This is a genomic window from Paenibacillus cucumis (ex Kampfer et al. 2016) (genome assembly GCF_019748695.1).
GTDB lineage: Bacteria > Bacillota > Bacilli > Paenibacillales > Paenibacillaceae > Paenibacillus > Paenibacillus polysaccharolyticus.
Map to the genome: position 1 here is coordinate 254479 of NZ_JACLIC010000009.1, position 12468 is coordinate 266946.

General features: G+C 45.6%; 9 protein-coding genes and 1 rRNA gene. 9 read left to right on the top strand and 1 reads right to left on the bottom strand.

Going from position 1 to position 12468, the window contains the following annotated elements:
• Positions 1-82 precede the first annotated feature (82 nt).
• The 6 genes from dnaA to gyrB all read left to right on the top strand — a co-directional run bounded on the left by dnaA (position 83) and on the right by gyrB (position 6473).
• Complete coding sequence (gene dnaA / locus H7T88_RS06350; protein ID WP_090923606.1) at positions 83-1429, top strand: chromosomal replication initiator protein DnaA; 1347 nt, start codon at positions 83-85, stop codon at positions 1427-1429.
• A gap of 233 nt (positions 1430-1662) precedes the next feature.
• Positions 1663-2805, top strand: coding sequence for a DNA polymerase III subunit beta (gene dnaN, locus H7T88_RS06355; RefSeq protein WP_090923607.1), 1143 nt, complete (start codon positions 1663-1665; stop codon positions 2803-2805).
• A gap of 18 nt (positions 2806-2823) precedes the next feature.
• The gene (gene yaaA / locus H7T88_RS06360) at positions 2824-3039 is read left to right on the top strand and encodes a S4 domain-containing protein YaaA (protein WP_090923608.1); all 216 of its coding nucleotides are present in this window, start codon (positions 2824-2826) and stop codon (positions 3037-3039) included.
• A gap of 58 nt (positions 3040-3097) precedes the next feature.
• On the top strand, positions 3098-4210 hold the full coding sequence (gene recF / locus H7T88_RS06365; RefSeq protein ID WP_221787674.1) for a DNA replication/repair protein RecF: 1113 nt from the start codon (positions 3098-3100) through the stop codon (positions 4208-4210).
• Between the two features lie 13 nt (positions 4211-4223).
• Positions 4224-4472, top strand: a complete 249-nt coding sequence (gene remB, locus H7T88_RS06370; protein WP_090923610.1) for an extracellular matrix regulator RemB — start codon at positions 4224-4226, stop codon at positions 4470-4472.
• 90 nt (positions 4473-4562) lie between these two features.
• Complete coding sequence (gene gyrB, locus H7T88_RS06375; protein WP_154889614.1) at positions 4563-6473, top strand: DNA topoisomerase (ATP-hydrolyzing) subunit B; 1911 nt, start codon at positions 4563-4565, stop codon at positions 6471-6473.
• Positions 6474-6535: 62 nt separating this feature from the next.
• Here the strand turns inward: gyrB and H7T88_RS06380 are convergent, their stop codons facing one another.
• Positions 6536-7489: a YheC/YheD family protein gene (locus H7T88_RS06380; protein ID WP_221787676.1), complete on the bottom strand. Its 954-nt coding sequence runs from the start codon at positions 7487-7489 to the stop codon at positions 6536-6538.
• Between the two features lie 425 nt (positions 7490-7914).
• On the opposite strand from H7T88_RS06380, the gene gyrA reads away from it, so the two are divergent.
• The 3 genes from gyrA to H7T88_RS06395 form a co-directional block, all read left to right on the top strand.
• Positions 7915-10473 (top strand): DNA gyrase subunit A, encoded by a 2559-nt coding sequence (gene gyrA, locus H7T88_RS06385; protein WP_154960409.1) that lies wholly within the window; start codon positions 7915-7917, stop codon positions 10471-10473.
• 226 nt (positions 10474-10699) lie between these two features.
• Positions 10700-11815 (top strand): HD-GYP domain-containing protein, encoded by a 1116-nt coding sequence (locus H7T88_RS06390; protein WP_221787677.1) that lies wholly within the window; start codon positions 10700-10702, stop codon positions 11813-11815.
• Positions 11816-12313: 498 nt separating this feature from the next.
• Positions 12314-12468 (top strand): 16S ribosomal RNA (locus H7T88_RS06395); the annotation flags it as partial.

Genomic DNA, 12468 nt, shown 5'->3' on the forward strand with positions numbered 1-12468 from the left:
TAAATTCGGCAATATATCTCGTATTTCGACACTGCATCATGGCTTAAGCCACACTTGGAACATGTAAAAGGAGTGACAGTCTGTGGACAGCCATACTTCTGATTTATGGCAGCAAATTTTATCAATCATACAAAATAAACTCAGCAAACCCAGCTTCGACACCTGGTTCAAAGCAACCAAGGCCACCAAGCTGAACGATCAGACCATCGTCATCTCCGCCCCAACTACGTTTGCCGTCGAATGGCTGGAGAGCCGTTACACCAAACTGGTTGGTTCGACGGTCTATGAACTGCTTGGCAAACAGGTCGATGTGAAATTTGTCATCGAGGAGAACAAACCTGTAGAACCAGATCCGCAGTTGCCGGCACCGACGCCGACAGTCGTTCAGGAAGAAGCCGTGCTCAGCATGCTGAATCCTAAATATACGTTCGACACCTTTGTCATTGGGCCGGGTAACCGTTTTGCCCACGCCGCATCGCTGGCGGTCGCTGAAGCGCCCGCCAAAGCCTACAATCCTCTTTTCCTATATGGAGGCGTAGGACTTGGCAAAACCCACTTGATGCATGCCATCGGACATTATATTTTGGAGCATAATCCGAGTAGCAAGGTGGTTTATTTGTCATCTGAGAAATTCACGAATGAGTTCATCAACTCCATCCGTGATAATCGCGGGGAAAGCTTCCGGAACAAGTACCGGAGCGTAGATATACTGCTTATTGATGATATTCAGTTCCTGGCCGGGAAAGAATCAACACAAGAGGAATTTTTCCATACGTTTAATGCGCTGCATGAGGAACGGAAGCAGATCATCATCTCCAGCGATAGACCACCTAAGGAAATTCCAACCCTGGAGGAGCGGCTGCGCTCCCGGTTTGAGTGGGGGTTAATTACGGATATTCAGCCTCCGGATCTGGAGACGCGGATTGCGATTTTGCGTAAAAAAGCGCGTGCGGAGAATCTGGATATTCCAAATGAAGCGATGATGTACATCGCCAATCAGATTGATACGAACATTCGGGAGCTTGAAGGAGCCCTGATTCGTGTCGTTGCTTACTCTTCACTGACCAATCAGGACGTTAGTTCTCATCTGGCCGCTGAAGCACTGAAGGATATTATTCCTTCAAGCCGTCCCAAAATGATCACGATTCAAGACATCCAACAAAAGGTCGGCGAATACTACAGCCTCAAGCTTGAAGATTTCAAAGCACGGAAACGGACAAAAGCTGTTGCTTTTCCTAGACAGATCGCTATGTATCTCTCTCGTGAACTGACAGACTTTTCTCTGCCCAAAATCGGGGAGGCTTTTGGAGGACGAGATCATACCACGGTCATTCATGCCCATGAAAAAATCTCTCAAGCGATCAAGAACGATCAAGATCTCTATAAAGTTATCAACAACTTAACCGAAAAAATTAAGAATCCAACCTGAACAAGTCCCAAGCCTATGCACAACGTGTACACATGTGGATAGGCTTAATTTTATGGGTTTAACCCTACTTATCCACATATTCAGTGCCCCTATTACTATTATTACTATAAAGATCTAAAGATATCTTCTCCAAAAAGCCGTTGCAAAGCACGGCCTTCGGCCTTTCGATAAACACCTTTTTAAGACCAAAACAAAACCAAAAAACATCTAACAAATCCGCTAGGAGTGAAACCATGAAAATCAGCATAATGAAAAGTTATCTTAACGAATCCATTCAACAAGTATCCAAAGCGATCTCAAGTCGTACGACGATCCCCATTCTGAGCGGTATCAAGTTCGACGTGAATCACCAAGGTGTAACGTTGACAGCAAGTGACACAGATATCTCCATTCAGTCATTTATCCCACTTGAAGAGGGAGACAAAAGTGTGGTGCAAGTAGAACAACCGGGTAGCGTTGTTCTGCCAGCCAAATTTTTCGTAGAGATCATCAAAAAGTTGCCTTCGCAGGAAGTACACATGGAAGTCAAAGAAAACTTCAACACTTTTATTTCGGCAGGTGCAACGGAGATTCAACTGGTAGGTCTGGACCCGGAAGAGTTCCCGGTACTGCCAAGCATTGAAGAGAACCAAACGGTCTCCATTCCTGGAGATTTGCTGAAAAATATGATTAAACAGACCGTGTTCTCCATTTCCACCCATGAAACGACACCTATTCTGACAGGTGTACTCTGGAGTCTTGGTGATAACGAGTTGAAATTTGTGGCAACGGACCGTCACCGTCTTGCTACACGTGCGGCAATGCTGGATAATGCAGAGGGTATCCGTTTCAACAACGTCGTCATTTCCGGTAAAACACTAAACGAGCTGAGTAAAATCGTTCCCGACCAGAACACGCTTGTGGATATCGTTGTCGCAGATAATCAGGTGTTGTTTAAAATTGACCGTGTACTTTTCTACTCCCGTATTTTGGACGGGACATATCCGGATACTTCTAGAATTATTCCAACGTCATACAAAACAGAACTTGTTTTGGACACAAAAAAATTAAGTGAATCGATTGACCGGGCTTATTTGCTGTCGCGTGAGGAAAAAACAAACATTGTGCGCATGCAGACGATGGACTCCGGCACGATTGAAATATCCTCCAGCTCCTCTGAGCTTGGTAAAGTAAGAGAAGAGATTGAGCCGGCTGAATTTTCGGGTGAACCGCTCAAGATCTCGTTTAACTCCAAATACATGCTGGATGTGCTGAAAGTGGTGGAGAGTGAGCAACTGATGATTGCCTTTACGGGTGTCATGAGTCCCATTATCTTGAAACCGCTCGACGACAGTCAGAGCCTATACGTCATCCTGCCTTACCGGACGACCAATTAACGAAAGGAAGATCACACGATGAAGCAAGTATCGATTCGAACGGAATATATTAAGCTTGACCAATTTTTGAAACTAGCAGACTGCATCCCTACTGGAGGTATGGCAAAAGCCCTCCTCCAAGAAGGGCTTGTTCGTGTGAATAAAGAGGCTGAGGAACGCCGTGGACGGAAGTTATACCCTGGGGATATCGTAGAGGTAGACGGAGAAGGCACGTTCGAAGTGGTTGCGGAGTAAAAGACCAAGGTGCAATCCTGCTGCCTCCTGACGGACGGGATAAAAGGGAGGTTAACGCGTGTTTGTAAACAGCATAGAGTTGCAGCAATTCCGCAATTATGAGCATCTGAAGCTGGAATCATTTGGACCCGTCAATCTGTTGATTGGACAAAATGCCCAAGGCAAGACCAATCTGGCCGAGGCTATTTTTGTGCTGGCACTCACCAAGAGCCACCGCACCTCCCGAGATAAGGAACTGATCCGTTTTGGGGAAGAGCGGTCAAGGCTCACCGCCGAGGTCGACAAAAAATACGGAGCAGTTAAGCTGGAGCTGTCCTTATCACAGCAAGGGAAAAAGGCAAAGATTAACGGTCTAGAGCAACGTAAATTAAGCGATTTTGTCGGCTCTCTCAACGTGGTGATGTTTGCCCCCGAGGATCTGGAGATTGTCAAAGGCACACCGGGGGTTCGCCGCCGGTTCCTTGACATGGAGATCGGGCAGGTGGCTCCAGGTTATCTCTATCATCTGCAGCAGTATCAGAAAGTGCTGATGCAACGGAATAATCTACTCAAGCAACTGTGGGGAAAAGGGGATTCAGCTCAAGCGATGCTGGAGATCTGGAACGAACAGCTTGCAGAGCACGGTGTTAAAATCGTCAAAAAAAGGAAACAATTCATAAAGAAACTTCAAAAGTGGGCAGAAACGATCCATCAGGGGATTACTGGAGGTGGAGAAGTTCTGCGTCTGGCCTACCTTCCCTCCTTCAGCGAAGCCGCTGAGGAAGATGAAGCTGTCTTAATGGAGCAATTTATGATAAAATTATCACAAATGAAAGAGCAGGAGATTCGCCGGGGCACAACGCTGAGTGGGCCACATCGGGATGACCTGTCCTTTTTCATTAACGAACGGGAAGTACAAACGTATGGCTCTCAGGGGCAGCAACGCACAACAGCGTTGTCTCTTAAGCTTGCGGAGATTGAACTGATTCATGAAGAGATCGGGGAATATCCGGTTCTGTTGCTGGATGACGTATTATCCGAACTTGATCCTTTTCGTCAGACCCAGCTGATCGAAACATTCCAAAGCAAGGTACAGACTTTTATTACCGCTACGGGAATCGAGAGCCTGAACGTTGACAAGCTTAAAGACGCTAGTATCTATCACGTTCATGCCGGACAGGTGGAACGCTAAGGGGTGAGGGCTTATGTACATTCATCTGGGCGGTGAAAAAATCATCCGTTCTTCTGAGTTGGTTGCTATTTTTGATATATCGATCGAGAAATCCTCAAAAATATCCAAGCAGTATGTTACACATGCCGAACAGGAAAAAACGGTCGAACATATCGGCGAAGAGGAAGCAAAGTCTATCGTGGTGACGAAAAACATTGTGTATTACTCACCGATTTCCTCCGCAACGCTCAAGAAGCGTGCGCACCATTTTCCTGATTTATAGCGGATATTCAAGAGAGAATTTCTTTGTCTGCTAATATTCTTAAGTTAACGCATATTCAAGATATTGAATCTATAGAAGTAGGTGAAAGGCATGTCTATGAATCAACCGTCATATGATGCGAATGAAATTCAGGTCCTTGAAGGACTGGAAGCCGTACGTAAGCGTCCGGGGATGTACATCGGTTCCACCAGTGCCAAAGGTCTGCATCATCTGGTCTGGGAAGTAGTGGACAACAGTATCGATGAAGCGCTGGCGGGTTACTGTGATCATATCGAGATCAACATCCATGAAGACAACAGTGTAACCGTTGTGGATAATGGACGGGGTATTCCAGTTGGCGAACATGCCAAAATGAAACGTCCAGCTCTGGAAGTCGTTATGACTGTTCTTCATGCAGGGGGTAAATTCGGCGGCGGAGGGTACAAGGTATCCGGTGGTCTGCACGGTGTAGGTGTATCCGTTGTTAACGCACTTTCTGAAAAAGTAGTCGTTACTGTAAAACGGGATGGTCATATCCATCAACAGGAATACCGCCGCGGTGCTCCGCAATATGATCTCAAAGTGATCGGCACAACCGACGAGACGGGAACAACTGTGACGTTCCATCCCGATCCGGAGATTTTTACAGAAACTTTGGTATATGATTACGAAACATTGCTTACACGTGTCCGTGAGCTGGCGTTCCTGAACAAAGGAATCGGTCTGACTCTGACAGATGAGCGTACAGGTGTAACTAACTCCTTCATGTACGAAGGCGGGATCATTGAGTATGTATCCTTCTTGAATCAAAAGCGTGAAGTGTTGCATGAGAATCCGATCTACGTTGAAGGTTCACGGGATAACATTCAGGTGGAGGTTGCACTGCAATACAATGACAATTACACCGAGAATATTTATTCTTTTGCGAATAACATTAACACCCATGAGGGCGGAACGCACGAGTCAGGCTTTAAGAGTGCACTCACCCGGATTATTAATGACTATGCCCGTAAGGCTGGTGTAATCAAGGATAGTACCGGCAATCTGTCTGGTGACGATGTGCGTGAAGGTCTGACGGCCATTATTTCGGTCAAAATTCCGGAACCGCAATTCGAAGGACAAACAAAAACAAAGCTCGGAAACAGTGAAGTACGTGGTATTGTGGAGTCTTTGTTTGCAGAGAAGCTGCAGGAGTTCTTGGAAGAGAATCCTTCCGTATCCCGTCGTATTTTGGAAAAAGGATTGCAGGCTGCGCGTGCCCGTGAAGCGGCTCGTAAAGCTCGTGAACTGACACGCCGTAAAGGCGCGCTTGAAGTCAGCTCCCTGCCGGGTAAGCTGGCGGACTGTTCATCCAAAGATGCGTCCATCAGTGAATTGTACATCGTCGAGGGTGACTCTGCCGGCGGTTCAGCCAAACAGGGTCGTGACCGTCACTTCCAGGCTATTTTGCCGCTTCGTGGTAAGATCCTGAACGTGGAAAAGGCACGTCTTGACCGTATCCTGGGTAATGCCGAGATTCGTGCGATCATCACTGCGATGGGAACAGGGATCGGCGATGATTTCGACATCTCCAAAGCACGTTATCACAAAATCATTCTGATGACCGATGCCGATGTCGATGGTGCCCATATCCGTACACTGTTGCTGACATTCTTGTATCGGTATATGCGCAAAATCATTGAGGCCGGTTATGTATATATTGCACAGCCACCACTGTTCAAGATTGAGCGTAACAAAGTCATTCGTTATGCAGGCTCCGAGAAAGAGCGTGACGAGATTATTGCTTCATTGGGTGAGAACGTCAAGTTCAATATCCAGCGGTACAAAGGTCTTGGCGAGATGAATGCGGGACAATTGTGGGAAACCACGATGGACCCGGAAAGCCGGACAATGTTGCAAGTATCGATCAGCGATGCGATGCTCGCGGATGCCATGTTTGACACCTTGATGGGAGATAACGTCGAACCTCGTCGTGACTTCATCCAGGAGAATGCAAAATACGTGAAAAACCTCGATATTTAACGAGTTGCGAAGAGGCGCCTGTGAGGGCGCCTTTTTTTATATTATGAGTGATATGCGCTTATTTACCTGGCAGTCCGTCGTTTGATTGCGGAAGCCTGGGCTTTGGAAGCCTTCGAGGTTGTTTTTTTCGCTTTGCCTTTTTTGGAGGGTAAGCGTCCGTAAGCAATGGCATAACGCTTGATTTTGCGGTAAGCCTCTTTATCGGGAAGCAGACCAAAGGCATAGATGCCAGGCAGTGTGTTGACCTCCAGAATCCAGGGACGCCCATGATCATCCAAAGCGATATCAATTCCAATCTCTTTGAGTCTGGGAAAAGAGCTTTGCAATTGGACAGCAGTATGGATACCGAGGCGGTGCAATTCATGCTTAAGCTTTTGATATCCTTCCCTTTTGAGTTGCGGGAGTACAAGTTCTTCAAAGGTGGCCAGACGGCCGCCTCCGTGGATATTGGTAATGATTTTTCCTGGCGCAGCAACCCGTCCGAGAATACCTGTCGTTTCCCAGCTGTGCTGTGGATTCTTCTGGGTTAATACGCGCAGGTCAAAAGGTAATCCCTCATGTGTCATTAGTGGAATACCCTGTTGAATGATATAGTCACGTTTCTGAATACGTTCGTTCAATGCGTTCTCAAGTTCTGTGAGCGAATGAAAGACTCGCTCTTCAGTTCCATGTTGCAGATGATAGGTCGTAAGATTGGACATGGTCGGAGGAGTAGGCTCTGATTCTACTGATTCGGGTGAGGTGGATTCGTCAGATACTTCATCGTTTATGGATTCGGCAGTTGAGTCTGCAGAACGAGGGACTGTGATTGTGGTGTGAACTGTCCTTACCCTCATCACCCCATTACCGTAAGTTCCCCTGTCGGGCTTAATAAAATTGGCTGGGAATAACTCGGTCATTCGTTCTAGTGTTTGTGAGCTATATTTTCGGGTCACCGGTATATATTCATTGACATGACGACTGCGTTGCAAAATTGCTGTTTTAGTCCATTTGCTGGAGACACGCTGGATGCTCATGTGCATCAGTCCTTTCTTGTTTTGATCCGTTGTGCTGAGGGACATTATGCAGAAAATCAAAGGACAAGAGATGATTTCAGTGGTATAATAGAGGAATATGGCGTTTTGTGCTGTCAGCCGATAAAATTGCAGTTTGATGGCCACGTGGGAACGGATCTAGCCTTGATTGGACAGTACATATGCCGCTTTTCTAGCATTGTATGTGCAATTGCAGAGGAAGGCAGGGCGAACCCCCAGACACGCTCAAGTTCCTGGAAGAAAGGCTATTGCCCAGCGGACGTTTAATTGTGTAACTTTTGTGAAAGTAATATAATAAAGAGTAGCGTTCTTGCGCGGTTTTAGCCTTGTTAGGCTTTTCACATATATTAATTTTCTGGAAATGATTGATTTGGAACGTTTGTTGAAGGACAAGAAGGAGGTCCAGCATGGCGGAAGAAATGAACTCGCAGATTAAAGATCGGGATATTGGCGTCGAGATGCGTGAATCGTTTATGGATTATGCGATGAGCATCATAGTGAGCCGTGCCCTGCCAGATGTGCGTGATGGATTGAAGCCGGTTCACCGGCGCATTCTGTATGCAATGTCGGAGCTTGGCATGACACCTGATAAACCACATAAAAAATCAGCCAGAATCGTCGGCGAAGTTATCGGTAAGTATCACCCGCACGGTGACTCTGCCGTTTACGAGACGATGGTACGGATGGCACAGGACTTCTCCCTGCGTTACATGCATGTCGATGGACACGGTAACTTCGGATCAGTCGATGGTGATATGGCTGCAGCGATGCGTTATACCGAGGCACGTTTGTCCAAGATTGCGATGGAAATGCTCAGAGATATCAACAAGGACACCATTGACTTCCAACCAAACTATGATGGCGAAGAAAATGAACCTATTGTTCTCCCTGCTCGTTTTCCTAACTTGCTTGTCAATGGAGTTGGCGGGATCGCCGTAGGTATGGCTACCAACATTCCTCCTCATAATCTGGGAGAGGTTATTGACGGCGTACAGGCCATGATTAAAAATCCAGACATTACGTCCATGGAACTGATGGATTATATCCAAGGTCCAGACTTCCCTACATCTGGTTATATTCTGGGACGTTCAGGTATTCGTCAGGCTTACCAGACTGGACGCGGATCGGTAACGATGCGTGCCAGAACCAATATCGAAGAGAACAATAACAAAGCTCGTATCGTCGTTACAGAGCTTCCGTACCAGGTGAACAAAGCAAGACTCGTAGAGAAAATTGCTGAACTGGTACGTGACAAAAAGATCGATGGCATAACCGATCTGCGTGATGAATCTGACCGTAATGGTATGCGGGTTGTGATTGAGCTTCGCAGGGACGTCAATCCTGGTGTTGTGCTGAACAATTTGTACAAGCACACTTCGATGCAGTCCACATTCGGTATTAACATGCTTGCGATCGTCAATAAAGAACCAAAGATTCTGAATCTGCGTGAAGTGTTATATCACTATTTGCAGCACCAGATTGAGGTTATTCGTCGCCGTACACAATTCGAATTGAGAAAAGCCGAAGCTCGTGCTCACATTCTGGAAGGTTTGCGTATTGCATTGGATCACATCGACGAGATCATTACGTTGATTCGTTCATCAAGCAATACAGATGCCGCTAGAGAAGGTTTGATTGAGCGTTTCTCACTCAGCCATGACCAGGCGCAAGCTATTCTGGATATGCGTTTGCAACGTCTGACAGGTTTGGAACGTGAACGGATCGAGAACGAGTACAACGAATTGATGGTCAAAATCCGCGAGTATCGCGAAATTTTGGCTAATGAACATCTTGTACTTGAGATTATCAGTACAGAGCTTCAGGAAATTCGTGAGCGTTTTGGTGACGATCGCCGTACCGAGATCACGGTTGGAGAAGAAAGTATTCTGGATGAGGATCTGATTCCACGTGAAGAAGTAATCATCACGATTACCCACACAGGTTACGTTAAACGTCTGCCTGTATCTACCTACCGTAGCCAAAAACGCGGAGGACGCGGTGTTGTAGGGATGGATACAAAGGATACCGACTTTGTCGAGCATCTTTTTGTTACCAACTCTCACAATTACCTGATGTTCTTCACGGATAAAGGTAAAGTATATCGCCTGAAAGCTTATGAGATTCCAGAGCTTGGACGTACAGCGCGTGGGACACCAATTATCAACCTGATTCAGATTGAGCAAGGGGAGTCTGTCAATGCGGTTATTCCAGTACAGGAATTCGAGAGCGATAAGTATCTATTCTTTGCAACACGTCAGGGTGTAGTGAAGAAAACGCCGCTTGAAGATTACACGAACATTCGCAAAGGCGGACTTATCGGGATCTCCTTGCGTGATGATGACAGCCTGATTGATGTGAAGCTGACGGATGGGCAACAAGAGATTATCATGGGTACAGCTCATGGAATGTCTATTCGTTTCTCGGAGGGTAATGTACGTTCTATGGGACGTAGTGCTACCGGGGTTAAGGGTATCACGCTTGACGATCAAGACGCGGTTATCGGTATGGACGTCGTAGATGCTGATCTGGATGTTTTGATTGTCACAGCCAAAGGGTACGGTAAACGGACCCCAGTTAGTGATTACCGGATGCAAACTCGTGGTGGTAAAGGAATCAAGACGATCAATGTTACCGAGAAGAACGGTGCTGTTGTCAGCCTCAAAATGGTTAAAACAGAAGAGGATCTGATGATTATCACATCCAGTGGTACATTAATTCGGATGAGCATGGATGGCATCTCAACCATGGGTCGCTATACTCAGGGTGTGAAGCTAATCCATATTCGTGAGGAAGACGCTGTAGCTACCGTAAGCCGAATTGATAAAAATGAAGAAGAACCAGATGAAGAAAACGATGAAGCAACAGAATCTGGGGCGTCCTCTGATACAGAGTTAAATCTGGAAGAAGGCATGGCGTCTGAAGCAGAAGCTGATGTTCAAGATGATGATTCAGGTTCGGAAGAATAACATAGGTATCTTGTTTTATTGAATCGTTAAGAAACTTGAAACAGGATACGAAGGGCTCCCTTTATGGGGGCCTTTTTGATATGTACAGAAGAAATAATGGAAGCTTCAAAATCTAGGATGTACAGCCTGTTTTCTGAGTAATATAATGGGAAATAACATGAGAAACCGGGACTATGGTCTTGTATTGTCATCATCTTAAGAAGAACGATGAGTGAGGGGAATCGGTATGGGATTAATTACCCTGTCAGAAGTCAAACCAGGACTAAAATTGGGAAGTGATGTGCAGACGTCGCGTGGCAATGTGTTGCTTCAAAAGGGTAAAATTATTTTACCTAAAGATATGGAAGTCCTCAGGGCATTTTTGATTCATCAGGTGGACATCGAACAAGAGAGGACAGGAACTAGCAGTGGAGGTTCCAAAGGAGTAACTGGACCCAGCGGAGCATTAGGAACAGCCGTCGCAGAGAAGAATGGGGATCGGACAATTACAATAGTTTCAGCGCCAGTTATTACACTTCAAGATGAATACGAGAAAATGGTTACGTTGACTAAAAACGCGTTTCTCTCCTCATTAGCTGCTGAATTGCCCGTTTATGAGTTACGGACACAGCTAGAGGCTTTGTTCATACATCTCAAACAATATAATGTGCTTACCTTCAGTCCACGCAATATGAAAGAGCATGATTATGTATATCACCATGCTGTGCTAAGCGCGATCACATCCTATCAACTGGCTCAGTGGATTGATCTCCCCTCCAAGGACTGGATGCAGGTTGCCTTTGCTGGATTGTTCCATGATATCGGTAATAACAAGGTTGATCCGCAGATTCTCCATAAACCTTCTTCTCTGACAGCGGAGGAGCAAGAGGAGATCAGGCAACACACCAAGTATGGTTATCAGATTCTTAAACAGGCTAAGGCCATCAATGAAGGTGCAAGACTTGCAGCACTGCAGCATCACGAAAAAGTGGATGGATCGGGTTATCCCTTGCAACTTACCGGGACACAGATTCATATCTATGCCAAAATCGTAGCTATCGCAGATATTTTCCATGCAATGACCCTAGAGAAGATTTATCGTAAGGCTCAATCTCCGTATCTGGTTCTGGAACAAATTCAAAGTGAGGCGTTTGGTAAACTGGAACCTTCTGTTGTGAATATGTTTGTGCAACGCTCCACCCAGATTCATAACGGAATACGAGTGAAACTGAGTAATAACCAGATTGGGGAAATTATTTTCTCAGATCGAGATCATCCTACTCGGCCAATGGTATCTGTAGAAGGATCGATTATTAATTTGATGCAACAAAGACAGTTATATATTCAAGAAGTATTAGGTTAGAAGCATAGTTGGATTTGTAATGTGAAGACCTTCTCATAACGAGAGGGTCTTTTTTTAATATGGTAGTTAAAAGATTAACGTTTATGAGTATATTCGTTATCAAATGAGTCCAACTATAGTTTAGTGTTAAGTAATAAAAGAAATTAGAAAAAACACTTGCATTAAAATTCTCTACATGGTATATTCTAATTCCGGCCAAGAAAACACAGTTTACACGGTGCGGCAAGCCAGTAAAAACAAGCTTCGAAAGAAACTTAAAAAAAGTGCTTGCAAAGTTGGTTCGGAAATGATATGATATAAAAGTTACTGAAGCGAATGAGTGACAGTGACTGAATGCGTTTGATCTTTGAAAACTGAACAACGAGTGAGTAAACATTCTGCTTGCAGAATGATGTGAAGGTTTTTGGTACATGCCATCTGGCTGTATGGAAACTGGAACACAAATGAGATTTTAATCTCGTCAGATTCAAAATGAGCTTATCGCTCTTTTCAATAACTTTATTGGAGAGTTTGATCCTGGCTCAGGACGAACGCTGGCGGCATGCCTAATACATGCAAGTCGAGCGGAGTTGATGGAAAGCTTGCTTTCCTGATACTTAGCGGCGGACGGGTGAGTAACACGTAGGCAACCTGCCCTCAAGCTTGGGACAACT